The sequence below is a fragment of the Gilvimarinus sp. 1_MG-2023 genome (genome assembly GCF_030548285.1).
This window is the reverse complement of the sequence record NZ_JAUOSC010000005.1, coordinates 148,240-164,116: the sequence shown is the minus strand read 5'-3', so window position 1 is coordinate 164,116 and position 15,877 is coordinate 148,240. Positions and strand designations below refer to the sequence as shown.

The 15,877-nt window shown below is 51.1% G+C and carries 15 protein-coding genes; 6 read left to right on the top strand and 9 right to left on the bottom strand.

Annotated features, from left to right (window positions below; genetic code table 11):
- The first annotated feature begins 160 nt into the window (after positions 1-160).
- The gene (locus tag Q4563_RS08635) at positions 161-1,213 is read left to right on the top strand and encodes a CsiV family protein (protein WP_303604270.1); all 1,053 of its coding nucleotides are present in this window, start codon (positions 161-163) and stop codon (positions 1,211-1,213) included.
- A gap of 168 nt (positions 1,214-1,381) precedes the next feature.
- Here the strand turns inward: Q4563_RS08635 and Q4563_RS08630 are convergent, their stop codons facing one another.
- The 3 genes from Q4563_RS08630 to Q4563_RS08620 form a co-directional block, all read right to left on the bottom strand.
- The gene (locus tag Q4563_RS08630) at positions 1,382-1,594 is read right to left on the bottom strand and encodes a cold-shock protein (RefSeq protein ID WP_215975580.1); all 213 of its coding nucleotides are present in this window, start codon (positions 1,592-1,594) and stop codon (positions 1,382-1,384) included.
- A gap of 146 nt (positions 1,595-1,740) precedes the next feature.
- Positions 1,741-2,262 (bottom strand): hypoxanthine-guanine phosphoribosyltransferase, encoded by a 522-nt coding sequence (locus tag Q4563_RS08625; protein WP_303604269.1) that lies wholly within the window; start codon positions 2,260-2,262, stop codon positions 1,741-1,743.
- On the bottom strand, positions 2,259-3,356 hold the full coding sequence (locus Q4563_RS08620) for a mechanosensitive ion channel family protein (protein ID WP_215975541.1): 1,098 nt from the start codon (positions 3,354-3,356) through the stop codon (positions 2,259-2,261). Before Q4563_RS08620 ends, Q4563_RS08625 begins: the two co-directional genes overlap by 4 nt.
- A gap of 273 nt (positions 3,357-3,629) precedes the next feature.
- Between Q4563_RS08620 and lexA the strand changes: the two genes are divergently transcribed.
- Both lexA and Q4563_RS08610 read left to right on the top strand, forming a co-directional pair.
- Positions 3,630-4,232, top strand: a complete 603-nt coding sequence (gene lexA / locus Q4563_RS08615) for a transcriptional repressor LexA (RefSeq protein WP_215975540.1) — start codon at positions 3,630-3,632, stop codon at positions 4,230-4,232.
- Positions 4,225-4,620 (top strand): cell division inhibitor SulA, encoded by a 396-nt coding sequence (locus Q4563_RS08610; protein WP_215975539.1) that lies wholly within the window; start codon positions 4,225-4,227, stop codon positions 4,618-4,620. The genes lexA and Q4563_RS08610 overlap by 8 nt, the downstream gene beginning before the upstream one ends.
- A gap of 158 nt (positions 4,621-4,778) precedes the next feature.
- Here the strand turns inward: Q4563_RS08610 and Q4563_RS08605 are convergent, their stop codons facing one another.
- The 3 genes from Q4563_RS08605 to topA form a co-directional block, all read right to left on the bottom strand.
- Positions 4,779-5,048: a hypothetical protein gene (locus Q4563_RS08605; protein WP_215975538.1), complete on the bottom strand. Its 270-nt coding sequence runs from the start codon at positions 5,046-5,048 to the stop codon at positions 4,779-4,781.
- Between the two features lie 202 nt (positions 5,049-5,250).
- Positions 5,251-5,745 carry a DUF6586 family protein gene (locus Q4563_RS08600; protein ID WP_303604268.1) on the bottom strand — a complete coding sequence of 165 codons (495 nt, stop codon included), beginning with the start codon at positions 5,743-5,745 and terminating at the stop codon, positions 5,251-5,253.
- A 38-nt stretch (positions 5,746-5,783) separates the two neighbouring features.
- Positions 5,784-8,408: a type I DNA topoisomerase gene (gene topA / locus Q4563_RS08595; protein ID WP_303604267.1), complete on the bottom strand. Its 2,625-nt coding sequence runs from the start codon at positions 8,406-8,408 to the stop codon at positions 5,784-5,786.
- Positions 8,409-8,744: 336 nt separating this feature from the next.
- Here topA and Q4563_RS08590 point away from each other — a divergent pair, with 336 nt between their 5' ends.
- Positions 8,745-9,485, top strand: a complete 741-nt coding sequence (locus tag Q4563_RS08590; RefSeq protein ID WP_303604266.1) for a hypothetical protein — start codon at positions 8,745-8,747, stop codon at positions 9,483-9,485.
- On the opposite strand, the gene Q4563_RS08585 is transcribed toward Q4563_RS08590, so the two are convergent.
- Positions 9,449-9,952, bottom strand: a complete 504-nt coding sequence (locus Q4563_RS08585) for a hypothetical protein (RefSeq protein ID WP_303604265.1) — start codon at positions 9,950-9,952, stop codon at positions 9,449-9,451. The two genes, Q4563_RS08590 and Q4563_RS08585, sit on opposite strands and share 37 nt — an antisense overlap.
- 99 nt (positions 9,953-10,051) lie before the next feature.
- Here Q4563_RS08585 and Q4563_RS08580 point away from each other — a divergent pair, with 99 nt between their 5' ends.
- Complete coding sequence (locus tag Q4563_RS08580; protein ID WP_215975533.1) at positions 10,052-10,498, top strand: universal stress protein; 447 nt, start codon at positions 10,052-10,054, stop codon at positions 10,496-10,498.
- A 45-nt stretch (positions 10,499-10,543) separates the two neighbouring features.
- Here Q4563_RS08580 and Q4563_RS08575 read toward each other — a convergent pair whose 3' ends face one another.
- Positions 10,544-12,457 (bottom strand): ATP-binding cassette domain-containing protein, encoded by a 1,914-nt coding sequence (locus Q4563_RS08575; protein WP_303604264.1) that lies wholly within the window; start codon positions 12,455-12,457, stop codon positions 10,544-10,546.
- 347 nt (positions 12,458-12,804) lie between these two features.
- Between Q4563_RS08575 and Q4563_RS08570 the strand changes: the two genes are divergently transcribed.
- The gene (locus Q4563_RS08570) at positions 12,805-14,802 is read left to right on the top strand and encodes a transglycosylase SLT domain-containing protein (RefSeq protein WP_303604263.1); all 1,998 of its coding nucleotides are present in this window, start codon (positions 12,805-12,807) and stop codon (positions 14,800-14,802) included.
- Between the two features lie 40 nt (positions 14,803-14,842).
- Here Q4563_RS08570 and Q4563_RS08565 read toward each other — a convergent pair whose 3' ends face one another.
- Positions 14,843-15,790 (bottom strand): chemotaxis protein, encoded by a 948-nt coding sequence (locus tag Q4563_RS08565; RefSeq protein WP_303604262.1) that lies wholly within the window; start codon positions 15,788-15,790, stop codon positions 14,843-14,845.
- Positions 15,791-15,877: the final 87 nt, after the last annotated feature.

Sequence of the window (15,877 nt, the reverse complement as noted above, 5' to 3'; positions counted from 1 at the left end):
GTTTCTCGTCTTTCATTTGGAGTAACCAGACATCTCTCCTCGCGCCTTGATTGGTGAATTTTTAGTCGCAACAGGTCGTACTCAATTAGTGTGAACAGGCCCTAGCGTTTAGCGAACCATAAGCGCTAGACTGTCGACCAGACAACGGAAGCAATTACCCATGAAATCAATCTTTACCCCGCTACTGAGTACCGTCTCATCCGCTTTACTATTGTTTTGCAGCAATGCCGGCCTAGCGCAAAGCTCCCCGCACGAAGGCTGGTATGAAGTCGAAGTCATCGTTTTTGCCCGTCCTTTAAGCAGTGATGAGCGCTGGCCTGAAGACATCACACTGGACTACCCACTCAACTGGGAAGCGCTAAAAGACCCTGAGGCCGACTATCGACAGCGGCTGGAACAAGCTCAGCAAGCGCCTCAAGAACAGCGGCCAACGGATTACAACGACGATACGAATCTACCAACGGCAGACACCAACACCTCTCAGGGGCAAACACAAGACGAGCAACAAGCCAGACTTGATGCAGTAGAACCCGTGGATTTGGCGCGCAGTGAGCGCTACCGCCTACCGCAGGACACACGCAAGCTCAATGCTCTGGAGCGCCGCATTAATGCTCAACCGGGTTACCGTGTTTTATTTCACGAGGCCTGGCGTCAATTTGTCACAGGCAAGGCGCAGGCGCCGTGGATCATTATTGAAGGTGGTGAAAGTTATGGTGAGCACCGCGAATTAGAAGGCAGCCTCAACATTAACGTTGCGCGTTACCTACATATACACACGGACTTGTGGTTTACCGAATTTCAGATCAACACAGGCCAGAGCCATCGCCAATGGCCATCTCTGCCGGAAAGCCCTGAAAAACGACTGCACAAGGCATTTACCTCTGAGGCCACACTCTCGGCCATGGATTTACGTCACTCGCAGTCAGGCTTTGGACAAGATAACACTATGTTTAGCGCAAACAATATGAGTGGCGAGTCGAGCCAATCCAGCGAGCTGGACACCCTGCTCAACGACTTTCTCGATGCCCCCTATATACCGCGCCGAATCTACACGCTGGATCAACGCCGCCGTATGCGCAGTACCGAGCTTCACTACCTTGACCATCCCCGTCTCGGTTTATTGATCAAAATTCTGCCCTATGAATTGCCCCCCGAAGAGGAGGCAACAGAGCCAGAAAGCGCGGCTCAACAGGAAGGTGCGGTACAACAATAAAGGGCACCACAGAAGGCGGCCGCGTAAGAATAAGGAAGATCAATAATAAGCCAGCCGGCGATAATTAAAATCGCCGGCTAACATCTGAGTGCTTTGTTTGATGTACTCTATCAAAGCTTAAAATTGTACGTATTAGCTGTGCTTTTATAGCTGTGTTTACAGTTGTCTTTACAGCTGTACTACGTCGTCCGCCTGTAGGCCTTTGTCGCCTTTTTGTACCGCGAATTCTACGTTTTGCCCTTCCGCTAAAGACCGGTATCCCTCACCGCGAATACTTCGATAGTGCACAAACACATCTTCGCTTTCTTCACCACGGGTAATAAATCCGTAACCACGGGCATTATTAAACCACTTTACCGTTCCGGATAAGCGCTCAGACATACTGCTAACCTCATTATTTTTATTCATAAATACTGCAAATACTGCAAGTGGTCCCACACCACTGCGCACTGGCTTCATTTAGCCAATCCTTACTCTTTTTTACTTTATTGTGTGCAAATTGTCCACCATTCAGCCTGTTTTCATAGCTAAGAGGTGCTCTTTACATAGATTCCGGGCAAGTTACGCGACAATTCCCTGTCATCCATACCAAAACCAAACACATACTGATCGGGTACAGTGAGTGCCTCATAGTCGGCATTAATCACAGCGGGCTCAGCCAACACTTTGCGGGCCAGCACCATGCTTTTCACCTTATCTGCCCCCTGATTTATACAATATTCACGCACCTCAGCCAAAGTAATCCCTTGATCTAAGATATCATCTACCAGCAAAACCCTACGCCCGGCTAAATTTACCTGAGGGCGATGCAACCAGGTAAGTTCAGAGGCGGGTTCATTGCCCTGATAGCGGGTCGCGTGGACATAATCCACCTCGATTGGCAACGTCAGCTTGGGCAGCAAGGCCCCCGCCGTCACCAGTGCGCCTTTCATAATAACCAGCACGACAATAGGCTCGGCACAGTCACTGAAATCGCGATCAATAGCGGCAGCCACACCGGCAAGCGCCGCGTCTATATCCGCAAGTGTGTACAGGCAAGTTACACTCACTCTCCATTACCACTATTTACGCTGACGCCATCTGGCAAATGCAAAGTGCGTGTTGGGAAGGCACATTCAGCCTCATGCTCAGCCACGATTTTCAGGATTTTTAGCAATACATCCTGCTTAACTTCGTGATAACGCACCCAGTTCACCGTCTTAGTAAAGGTATACACAAAGAAATTCAGTGACGAATCCGCAAAGGCATTAAAGTTGACGATCAGGGTCTGATTGTTGTCAATTTCCTCGTGCTGCTCCAGCATAGCGCGAACTTTTTCGACAATAGCAGGCACTTTTTCGGCATCTTCGTAGCGCACACCAATGGTTTCATAGATCCGCCGGTTGAACATACGCGAGGGGTTTTCCACCGATATTTGAGTAAACGTTTGATTGGGAACGTACAGTGGACGCTTATCAAAGGTGCGTATGCGAGTCAGGCGCAAGCCTATCTCTTCAACCGTACCTTCTATTTCTTGATCGGGCGAGCGAACCCAATCGCCAACTTTAAAGGGGCGATCCAAATAAATCATCAAACCGCCAAAGAAGTTAGCCAATAGGTCTTTGGCCGCGAAACCAACAGCAATACCACCTACCCCGCCAAACGCTAACACACCTGAGATGCTGTACCCCATTGATTGCAGTAAGACCAACCCAGAGGTAATAACAATGGCGATACGCAGCAACTTTCCCACCGCCATCACCGTGGTAGGATCTGCCGTTTTACCCGATTCAGGGATAAGAAAATTTTTCTCACCGTATTTCACAAGCCGCACTAAAAACCAGCTCAGCAAAACAATGACACCCACTCGCAAGATTGAATCGGCGTACTGCAATACTGACTCTTCGGTTACATCGTGGGCAATTTCTGCCGCCCAAGACAACCCCACCAGCCAAATCAGCCAGCGCAGCGGGGCCATAGCAGCTTCGACAATGGTGTCGTCCCACCGGTTTTTTGACTTGTGGGCATGCTTTACGACGACCTTTAACAGTCGGCGTACAAAAGCTGCCAACAGCAAAGTGACAAACACCAACAAAAACACTTGCACCATCCACAGCTTTTCATTGGCAATCAGCTGCTCCACCCAAGTTTGCACTTGATCCATTTTTTCTCACCTTTCTGACCTACGGATACAGGGGACGCAGTATATCAACGCTGCCTATAAACTGCAGCCAATCCCACTCAACTCCATTAACTTTATAAATTTCAGTCACTTAGATCTACTACTGTTTGGTGTATCGAAAAACTCTTGCACCCGCACATTAACTGTATATAATTACAGATACTGTATAACCAAACAGTAAAACAACCGCCGGGCTAGTGAGCCGTTTATTTTTTAATAGGCCAATCACCAGCCACTGAGTAAATAGGGATGCTTATGCAAAACCTGACCGCACGCCAACAGCAAGTGTTTGAACTGATTAAAAGTTACTCTGAGGAGACAGGCTACCCGCCCACGCGGGCAGAGATTGCCCGTATGCTCGGTTACAAGTCGGCCAATGCAGCCGAAGAGCACATTAAAGCACTGGCCCGCAAAGGCGCTATTGAACTTATACCCGGTGCTTCGCGCGGTATTCGCATTCCTGAAACACAGGAAGGTCTGCCTATAATCGGCCAAGTGGCCGCCGGCAACCCTATTTTGGCGGAAGAGCATATTGAAGATTACTGTAAAATGCCGGCCGATTTTTTTAGCCCACGGGCCGATTTTTTCCTCAATGTGCGCGGCATGAGTATGCGCGATGCCGGTATTTTAGATGGCGACCTACTCGCAGTTCACCGTACCGACCAGGTGCACAACGGCCAAATTGTCGTTGCACGCATCGAGGAAGAGGTGACGGTCAAGCGCTTTAAACGCGAAGGTAATCGCGCCCTGATTGAACTCTGGCCGGAAAACCCCGACTTTGATGTAATTCGTGTGGATTTGCGCGATCAAGACTTCGCCATTGAAGGCCTCAGTGTAGGAGTGTTGCGCCGTGACTAATCTACAACTTAACCACAGCCAACAGCAGGAACAGGCCACCCTAACTGAGCTGGTGCTTACCCATGGCGCGGCGCAATCTTGGGCCATGGTCATGCCCATGATTGCTCACCTTAGCCACCAAAGCGACGGGCGCTGGCTAACCTGGATTACCCGCGAAACCATCCCCCATGAGCTGTTACAGCGCTACGACGTCGACACCACACGACTGCGCCTGGTGCACTGTAAAGACGATGAAAAGCAATTGTGGGTCAGCTGGGATGCTCTCGCCCTAGGTAACAGTCATACGGTGATTGCCAGCCCAGGAAAATTGGGCCGTCAGGCACTGGCACAGCTCGAACAAGCGGCCAATCAAGGTCATTGTCACGGATTGTTATTGCGCGAGAGATAAGCCTAGAGAAACGCCTAGGTGCATCTGGGTGTTGTGCGGCTAAATAGCCTTACTTTGAGCGCTGGATGCTTATCTATCAATTTTGATCACAGCGTCGGCCATAAAGGCTCGGGACAGGCTAATAATAACGTTACGGCGCCGCTCGGTAAGCGTTGGGGTTAATGCAGGGTGCGCTTATCGTAAAGCGCGGACTCTGTCTCTGTAGTGGCGGCCTCAAAGGCTGACTCATCATCTTCCGGCAGATCATTAGCCGCCTCCATACCCGCTTCAATCATTGCTTTGGCGATATCAAATTTACCATCGCGCATAAGCGTCAGAGATTCTGTGGAAAAACGGATAGACAATAAAGGCTCGCCCTCTTCGTCGGCACGCTGCAGTACAACATCGCCATTGGCCAATTCCACAATTTCAAACAAAGACGCTGACATAGAGACTCCGCCCAGAAATACCGAGCTTTCATAAATTAAACGGATAAGAGAGTGATTATACCAGAACTGGACTGATCAATAAATGTGCCGCTCGAACCCCTGCCAAATCACCGCTGGATAGCACTTTTTCTGGCTTTGGGGGAGTAGGTAATAAACTAAAGACCGGGCTAGTGGTTATAGAAATAGAACTGCAACCCAAGGCTTAGCATTCCACGCTGGTTTCGCGATGGCGATTCACCAACTCTTGAAACTGGCGGCAAAATTGAGCAATTAGCTCATCATCCAACTCAGGCAATCTCTGAGCGTCGAGGTTGGTCACCGCTATCGCATTAGCATCTATCGCAGAAACCTTGCCAGGCATGGCCCAGACATCATCATAGAGCCCGCGCAACTGGCTGAGCCAAGAGTTTGGTAGCTCAGCTAAATTACACAGCTCTTGTATTTCCGCTGGGTGCTTATCGAGTTGGCTGAGCGCTTGGGCTGCGTCGGTTTCACTCTTTAAGCCTTGTACGTATTTCACTCCGTAATAGCTCGCCAGCTCTTTGATATAAAACTGATAACCACACAGTAAATGAAAAAGACAGGCATCGAGCAGCGCCCGTTTGTGTACCGGCGATCGGGCACTGGCCAAATCAGTGTGCAACATGCGAGCACAGGCCAATCGCTGATTGACCTGTGCCGTTAACGAAGCTGCCATTATAATAAGCCCTGCATCGTGTTTAGAGTGGGCAGCCGTTATTTATTCGGCTGCCACTTCCCCCCCTGGTAAAAGGCTTTCCAGCCGGTGGCCTTGCCGTCTGTTTCCGATTGTACGTATTGCTCTTTGGTTTTACGGCTAAAGCGCACCACAGTGGGGATACCATCGGGGTCGGCGGTAGGCGCAGAGAACAAAAATGTATATTTGGGATCAATTTCTTTTTTGTGTGGCAACAGTTCCGCCACCAAAGGTGCTCTGGTCTCACGATTTTTCGGGAAGCCACTGGCAGCCAAAAATAAGCCCGATGCACCATCGCGCAATACGTAGGTGTCATCTACTTTTAAGCACTGCAACTCGGGCATGGGCACCGGGTCCATCTTGGGCGGAGCCGCCTCACCACTTTTTAGCAGCTTGCGAGTGTTTTTACAGTCCTCATTGGTACAGCCAAAATACTTACCGAAGCGACCGGTTTTGAGCTGCATTTCGCTGCCACATTTGTCGCATTCGAGCGTGGGCCCTTCGTAACCTTTCAGCTTAAAGGTGCCTAGTTCAACCTCATAACCCGGGCAGTCTGGGTTGTTGCCGCAGATGTGTAGCTTGCGTTTTTCATCGAGCAAGTAGTTGTCCATGGCCGTGTTGCACAGTTTACAACGACGCTTGGAGCGCAACTGACGCGATTCGGCGTCTTCGTCGGCCTCCACATCCACCGCCTCATCACCCGAGACAAGGTTCATGGTGTTTTTACAGCGCTCTTTGGGCGGCAAAGCATAGCCCGAGCAACCCAAAAACACCCCGGTTGAGCCGGTGCGAATTTGCATATGGCGCCCGCACTTATCACACTCAATGTCGGTTTCGGTCGGGCTATTGGCCCGCATGCTGCCCTCTTCTTGACTCTGAGCTTGCTGCAGCTTTTTAATAAAGCCGGCGTAGAACTCATCGAGCAATTCACGCCAGTTTCTGCCGCCCTCGGCCACCACATCGAGCGACTCTTCCATACTGGCAGTAAAACCGTAATCCATTAAATCCTGAAAGCTTTCACTGAGGCGCTCAGTAACAATATCGCCCATTTTTTCAGCGTAAAAGCGTCGATTTTCCAACCGGACATAGCCACGATCCTGGATGGTGGAAATAATCGAGGCGTAGGTCGACGGGCGACCGATACCGCGTTTTTCCAGTTCTTTAACCAAACTCGCCTCACTGAATCTGGCCGGTGGTTTGGTAAAATGTTGTGACGGGTCGATTTTCTTAAGCGGCAAAACATCGCCAATTTTTACCTCGGGTAAAACCACATCTTCGTCTTTTTTACTGACCGCTGGCAGCACCTTGGTATAGCCATCAAAACGAATGACCCGACCGCGAGTACGCAACTCAAAGTTGCCTGCGGTGATAGTAATGTTGGTACTGGTGTACTCAGCTGGGCTCATCTGACAAGCGACAAATTGAGCCCAAATTAAAGCGTAAAGGCGCTCGGCATCGCGCTCCATGCCGCTCAATTGAGTGGGCGAGACGGTAACACTTGAGGGGCGAATAGCCTCGTGCGCCTCTTGCGCACCCTCTTTACTGGAATACGAATTGGGGGCCTTGGGTAAATATTTTGCCCCGTACTCTTCACCGATATATTCCCGACAAGCCTCTACCGCCTCTTTACTCAGATTGGTCGAGTCGGTACGCATATAAGTGATATAACCGGCTTCGTACAAGCGCTGGGCCAGCATCATAGTTTTCTTTACCCCGAAGCTTAAACGCGTGCTGGCGGCTTGCTGCAAGGTAGAGGTAATAAACGGCGCCGAAGGCTTGGACTGGGTCGGCTTATCTTCCCGGCCAGTGACCTCATAAGAGGAGTCTTTTAGCGCCGTTACCGCCGCCATTGCATCGGATTCGTTATTGGGGCGGAAGTTTTTACCTTCGTGTTTTTTAACTTCAAAGCGGATATTGTCACCGGCTTTGGCCGTTAAATCGGCAAAAATATTCCAGTATTCTTCGGGAATAAAGGCGCGAATTTCGCGCTCGCGCTCAACCACAAGTTTAGCGGCTACCGATTGCACTCGTCCGGCAGACAGGCCGCGAGCGACTTTTTCCCACAGCAGTGGCGATACCATATAGCCGACCACGCGATCAAGAAAACGGCGCGCTTGCTGAGCGTTAACCCGATCTTGATCAATGGGGCCCGGCTCTTCAAAGGCATTTTGAATGGCCGTTTTGGTAATCTCATTAAAAACAACACGGCGATAGCGGCTTTCATCGCCGCCTATTGCCTCGCGTAAATGCCAGGCGATGGCCTCCCCTTCGCGGTCCAAATCCGTTGCGAGATAAATGGTGTCGGCTTTTTCAGCCAATTGCTGCAGCTCGCTGACGACCTTCTCTTTGCCGGGAAGAATCTGATAATTCGCATCCCAGTTATGCTCAGGATCGATACCCATTCGGTTGATCAATTGAGTATGGGCTTTTTCCGCTTTGTATTTGGCTTTTGCATCGGGCGACATTTTACGGGTTTTAGCCGCTTGCTTAGCACGCTCTTTAGGATCAACTTTCTTGCCGCTACCACTGGTCGGCAAGTCACGAATATGACCGACACTGGATTTTACAATGTAGTCTCGGCCGAGATATTTATTGATGGTCTTCGCTTTGGCCGGAGACTCCACAATTACCAGAGATTTACCCATATGCGCTTGTATATCCTTGTCAATAAATCAGAAATTTGCAGGCTAACGTGATGTAGCATTGGCCGCGCCACACACTTAAACCGTCGCCATAGATGGGGCATATATAAGTCCTCTCTGCGCCTCGGTCAAGCGCGGCGTGCATATTTACTTTCCTTTTTTTGCCTTTTCTTGCTAAATTATGTGCCACAGGGGTGTGCTCGGAAGCACTTTATTAACCTGCCCTTGACCAAACCTATCCTTTTGTTTTTATTGAATTTTACAGCATTCAGGCCAAGCCTCCCAAGAAGATACAGGAAGGGCATTAAGCTGACGCAGATAAAATTTAGAGCCAGCGTTATGTCTGCAGCCACAATTTTTGCGCTTATCGTCATCATTTTTGCCGCATTAGTGGCAGTGAATGCTGTCAATGTCCGACAGCAGACGCTCAAGCATCGACTCAGACACCAACAGAGACTTTACCAAGCATTAGAAAGTGCGGAGGATGCGCTTACGACTGTCTTGCGCACCTTAGAAACCACAGATGTCGCCCAACACATTAACCAAGAAATCAGCGCGATATTAGAGCGCTTAATACAGCTTGAGCCGTTTAATCCGGCGCCTATCCAGGCCCGGATGGAGTTGGCACACAAGCGCCAGCAGCAACTGGCGGCAGGCGCTCTTAGGCCCAGCCTCCGTCGTCTGTGCAGCAGTGACACTGAGATTGCCACCTTGCAACTCTCACTGGGTCACGGGGCACGCATCATTCACAGCCAGTTAGCGGCTGAAAAACTCAGCCCTGAACAGGCCCGGCTACTTGTAGCGCAAATCGACTGGGCCAGACTGATGGTCAGCGTACTTTCTATTATTGCCGCGGGCTACAGTGCCCGGGACAACACCCAAATTACCGCCGCTCTAAGTTATTTTCAGAAGGCACAGGATTTACTGCAGGGTTCAAGTAACCCCGACCCAAGAAGACTAGAAATGGTGCGCCAGTTAAGCGCCGTTATGCAGCACCCCAAGGCCACTGTCGAGCATGACCTCTTTCCAGAGTCTGCCGACGGCTACGGGGAAGTTAGCGAGCTTGTGGATGAAAACTGACACTCGGCCAATTGCTGTAAAAACTCGCCAATGGTATCGACCGCTTCCAGCTCACCGATTTCGCGCCAAAACACCACAAGCTCACTGCCCTGACTGCCCACGCCGATCACGCCTTTAGGCAAACGATCCAAATTCTGCACGAGAAAGGTTTCCACTGCCGTGCTAGGCTTGTTCGCGACAAACTGCCACCAGTCGTTGAGATGTGCCTGATGGGCGTAGCGGGTACGCAATAAAAACCAGTTGCAGTGGCCCTTGCTAATTAAAGAGTAAACGGGGGTATGGCTCGGCGCCTCAAGGTCAGTTGAGGCGCGCGGGGGGAGGCGTAAATTGACGGACAGACCGTTTTGCCGGGCCCTGGCGCGCAGATTATCGCGCCTTTTTTGTCCCGGGCTGGGCCGCAACATCGCCACCGGACCGATAACCATAGCCGCCACCAGCACGAGAATGATCACTACCACTATATTCATTAAGTCTCTGCTCCTAACCGCATAAATAAGATTGCTTTACTCTGGCAAAGTTGTGCTTTATCAACCATTATTAAAGAGAAACAATGGCAGGGAGGATTTATGGATTCCTACAAACATATACTCGTTGGCTTGGATCTTACCGGAGAGTGCCCCGATATTCTGCAAAAGGCCGTTGCCTTAGCCCAGTGTTGTGGGGCCGATGTCTCTGTTGCCCATGTGATTGAGCCGTTAACCTTTGCCTATGGCGGTGATATGCCCGTCGATTTGTCCGAAATTCAAGATCAGCTGCAATTGAAAGCCGAGCAAGAACTTATACGGCTGGTGAAGCAGGTCGACTGCAAGATCGAGCAACAACACATTCTGGTGGGGCAACCCGCCACCGAGCTACACAATCTAGCCCAGCAGCTAGGAGCCGATTTAATCGCCGTGGGCAGCCATGGCCGCAAAGGTTTCGCCTTACTACTGGGCTCAACCTCCAACAGCGTCTTGCACGGCGCCAACCGCGACGTACTGGCAATACGGGTATCACCCACAATGCCCGAATAACACGATCAATAAGCACCACACTGGCCTGTGGTGCCACCAATTACGCTAGCCGCCCATATCTTCCAGCTCTGCCCAACGCTCAAAGCAGGTTTCAAGCTGCTGCTGAATATCGGCCAGTTTTTGCAGGTGGTCTTCCACCGCCTGAGGGTCACCGGCGTAAAAGTCGGGATCGCTGGCGAGCGCCTGCTGGGCATCCAATTGCTCTTCTAAAGTTTCAATTTTGCCTGGCAAGTTATCGAACTCACGCTGCAGCTTATACGAGAGTTTCTTTTTATCCGTTTTGGTAGGTTTCACCTCAGAGGCGCTACTTTCGGGCTGAACTGGGGCCGGCTCACCTTGTTCTAAGACTTCATCGGCCCAATGCCCGCCCTGACGAATCCAGTCATCGTAGCCGCCTACATACTCCAGCACCCGTCCCTGCCCTTCAAAGGCGATCACACTGCTGACCAAATTATTCAAAAAGGCCCGGTCGTGGCTCACCAATAACACAGTGCCGCTAAACTGCCCCAGCACCTCTTCGAGAAGCTCAAGAGTTTCTACATCGAGGTCGTTGGTGGGTTCATCGAGCACTAAAATGTTGGCCGATTTGCTGAACAGCTTGGCCAGCAAAACTCGATTGCGTTCGCCCCCAGACAGTGCTCGCACAGGGGTTCTGGCTCGCTCCCCAGAGAACAAGAAATCACTCAAATAGGAAATAACGTGTTTTGATTTGCCGCCGATTTCGATGTGATCGCGGCCCTCAGACACATTATCGACGGCGCTTTTATCAAGATCGAGCTGATCGCGCAATTGGTCAAAGTAAGCCACCGTCAAATTAGTGCCGAGCTTGACCGAGCCGGTGTCCGGGGACAGATGGCCTAAAATAAGCTTTAATAAGGTACTTTTACCGGCGCCATTGGGGCCCACTAAACCTATCCGATCACCGCGAATAATCTGTGTGGTTAACCCGCGCACAATGGGCTTATCGCCATAGGCAAAACTGACGTCTTTCAGCTCTGCCACCAACTTGCCCGACAAACCGCCTTCTGCCAGATTCATTTTCGCGGTGCCCTGGCGCTCTCGTCGGGCTTTGTGCTCATCTCGCATTGCTTTAAGCGCGCGCACCCGCCCTTCGTTACGGGTACGGCGCGCCTTAATACCCTGGCGAATCCAGACTTCTTCCTGGGCGAGCTTTTTATCGAATAGAGCGTTGTGGCGGGACTCTTCGGCCAGTGCTCGTTCACGGTATTCCAGAAAGCTGTGGTAATCGCCAGTCCAGGTGCTCAGTTGGCCCCGGTCCAGCTCGGCAATATGAGTGGCAACCGATTGCAGCAGCGCCCGATCGTGGGTAATAAAGACAATAGCGCCAGTAAAGTTTTTTAATTCCGTTTCGAGCCACTCAATAGCGCCAATATCCAGGTGGTTGGTGGGCTCATCCAGCAAGAGCACATCGGGCTCCAACACCAGAGCTTGAGCAAGTGCCACCCGACGGCGCCATCCCCCCGACAGAGACGCCATAGGGACACTACCGATTAGACTCAGGCGCGACATCACCAACTCCACACGTTGTTGCAAGCTCCAACCATCGCGCGCTTCAAGCTCAGCTTGTACCTGGGACAACTGCTCTACCCACTGCTCGCTGCCTTGGGTCTCGGCAGGCTGCTCAAGCAGGTGGTAATATCGACGCAGTAATTCGCCCACCTTGGGCACTCCTGCCGCCACCACTTCAAAAACCGTACGCCCATCGGCATCGGGTAAATCTTGCGACAATCGCGCGACACGAACGCCGCGATCTAGGTTAATGGTGCCTCCATCGAGGACAACATCGCCGCTCAAGGTTTTTAAGAAACTTGATTTTCCGGCGCCATTACGCCCGATCAGACACCATCGCTGGCCTTTTTCAATAACAAAGTCCACCCCATCCAGTAATACTTGTAATCCGTAATTGAGATGGGCTTTATCGACATTAATTAGAGGCATAAAAGGTCCAAAGTGTGAGACAGCGCTTATTGCTAAACATCAGTGATCTAAGGTGATTATTTAACGCTAGCAGGCTAAAAAGTTTGCATTTGTGATCGGAAAAGTGGCAGCATGATACCTTATTCACCCCTAACGAACAGCCCGATTTCGATCGTCTGGATTATTAGAGGTACACATTTGTCTGTAATGGCAAAAAAAGTGTTTTTTTATCCATACTTACAGGCAAATTGATCCATACTTAACGCTTGTAGTGCAGATTCCGCTATAAGTCGTGCTCGGTGACCTGTCACCGAAATTTAGCCCAACGTTGACGCAGCAACGCCAGTGGTAACGGTCAGAGGTAAAAAATGCCGCGAATCAACTCACAAGCCATACAGCGCCCCATCGCTCGATTTTGTGGCACGCTCACCAAAACCATGGCTTTGGGGCTAGCCCTCGGCCTGAGTTCCTCATTAGCGTGGGCAGCCGCACCCAGCACTATTGCCGACAAATCAGAGCAACGCAAGTTGTATGACCAAGCGCAAAAAGCGTTGAGCGCTAGCCGCTATAGCGAGTACCGAAATCTGGTTGCCAGTCTTGAGCACTACTCGCTCAAGCCCTATTTAGAATATCGCTACATCAGGCGGCGCCTGTCCCGGGTAAGCCCTGTCGAGGTTCAGCAGTTTCTGGAGCAATACCCTGAATCATATCTGGCCGAAAAACTCGAACGTGTCTGGCTCGAAAAACTGTCCGAGCGACGCCAGTGGCAGAGTGTGCAAGATTTTTACAACCCCGATAACACCAGCGCCGAACTGACTTGCTATTACCTTCGGGCACGTCTTATCAATGGTGACACCTCGGCTTTTGCCGACGTAGACGAACTTTGGAATATCAACAAATCTCAACACAAGGCCTGCGACCCACTATTCGCCGCTTGGCAAAAAGCCGGATATTTAACCGATGATATTGCTTGGCAGCGATTTGAAAAGACTCTAAAGGCGCGACATCGCTCGTTGGCACGCTATATCAGCCGCCAGATGTCACCTGCGCTGCAACCTTTAGCCAACCTCTATTACCAGGTAGACCGCAATCCTAAACTGCTACTGAATATGAGCCGTTTTAGCGATCAGAGCGATCGCATGCAAGCACTTATACTGCACGGTCTGGAGCGCCTCTCGCTGCGCGATGCCGAAACCGCGATTGATCTTTGGCACCGCTATGACGCTCAACAACTGTTTGACGACCAAGCGCGCCGAGACACACAAGGCTATATTGCGGTGCGTCTGTTACGACAGGGCCATACCCAACAAGCACAGGCGTTATTGGCCAGCACCCCTAGCCTAAATACCCAAAGCGTCACTGAATCACTACTGCGCGACGCCTTGCGCAACCAAGATTGGGACGGCGTATTGCGCTGGGTCGAAACTCTGCCAGACACAGCCAAACAGTCCGAGCGCTGGCAGTATTGGCGCGCCCGAGCTCTGGTACAAACGGACCCGCAAGAACACGCAAAACAAGCTCGCGAGTTGTACCAAACCGTTGCCAACACCCGCTCTTTTTACGGCTTTTTGGCCGCAGACATTCTGGGGCTTGAATATCAGCTGCTGGACCGGCCTCTCGAAGTGTCGGAACCGCTACACCAGCAGGTCTCCCAAAAGCCCGGTGTTCTGCGCGCGCGCGAACTACTGATTATCGGCGACAACCTTAACGCTCGGCGCGAGTGGTACCACATCACTCAACAAATGACCGAACCCGAAGTGGTAGCCGCAGGCAAGTTGGCCGAAAGCTGGGGCTGGCACCGCAATGGTATTCAAGCGATGATTCAAATCCGCTACTGGGACGACTTGGGGATACGCTTCCCCCTCGCCTATCGCGAACATGTGCAGTCAACCGCCAAAGATACTGCACTGGAGCCGCATCTATTATTCGCTATCGCACGACAAGAAAGCGCTTTCACTCCCGATGCGCGCTCCTCTGCCGGCGCCCTGGGACTGATGCAGCTACTGCCCTCGACCGCCAAGCAAACCGCGTCGCGCTCGGGCATGCAGGTGTCAAATCACGACCTGCTCAACCCGCAAACCAATATTGCCTTGGGTGGCCGCTATCTCAATCAGCTAATGGGCGAATTTAACGACAACCGCATTCTCGCCGCCGCGGCCTACAACGCCGGACCCAACCGGGTGAAGCAATGGTTGAATCAAGAGGAAAGCGCCCGTCTGCCCTATGATGTATGGATTGAAACCATTCCCTATCGCGAGACGCGGGGTTATGTGCAAAACGTACTGGCTTATTCGGTTATTTATGGGTATCGCCTAGGGGATAAACGCCCGTTTATTCGCGATCAAGAAGCCGCTCACTCACTGTAAGCCGTCGTCCCGATAGAACGAGCTCTTCGTTTAACGCTTGTTAGGCGGGCAGGTCATTCAAGTAGGCCTGCAATCGTTTCTGTACCACGGTGGCCAACTCATCGGGGGCAAATTTTGACAAAAAAGCATCGCAGCCCACCTTTTCCACCAATACCTGATTAAAACTGCCACTTAAGGATGTGTGCATTACTACATGTAAATCACTTAAGGCACTGTCTTGGCGAATTTCGGCGGTTAGCCGGTAGCCATCCATTTCCGGCATTTCGGCATCGGTAATCAACAATAAATACTCATCAACTGCTCGTTTGCCGCTCGCGGACAGCGATTTTAAATTATTGAGCGCTTTTAGACCATCTTGCATAGCGACCACACCAATACCTAAATCAGACAAGGTCTCTCTAATTTGGGTGACTGCGGTAGAGGAATCTTCAGCGACTAAGGCCTTGAGGTTTAACTGCCGCGCCCGAGCAGCAATATCGGTATTTAAGACATCCTCAGACACCCTGGAGTTATAAGGGATAATGTCAGCTAATACGCGCTCCACATCGAGAATTTCGACAATTGTCCCCTCCTGCCGGGTAATGGCCGTCAGGTAATGTGCCCGGCCGGTACCTTTGGGCGGCGGCAGAATATCCTCCCAATTTAGATTGACGATACGGTCAACCCTGCCAATGGCAAACGCTTGAATAGAGCGGTTGTATTCGGCAACGATAAGATTGCCATCCGCCAGTCCCTTGGTCGGCCCCATACCAATGGCAAGGCCCAGATCAATAATAGGCACTGTTTTACCGCGCAAATGAGCCACACCACACACATGGGGGTGGCTGTGAGGCACTTGGCGTAAAGAAGGCATTTTTAAGACCTCCTGCACTTTAAACACATTGATCGCAAAGCGCTGCCGGCCGCTTAATTCAAATATCAGAAGCTCCAGTCGGTTTTCACCGACCAGATTGGTTCTTTGATCTACACTGTCTAATAGACTGGACATATCTTGCGGCCCCTCGCCTTACCACACTTTTATAAGTACACTGGCGGTACATCTAATAAAGAATACACCACCCTTTCGGCTTAGGCG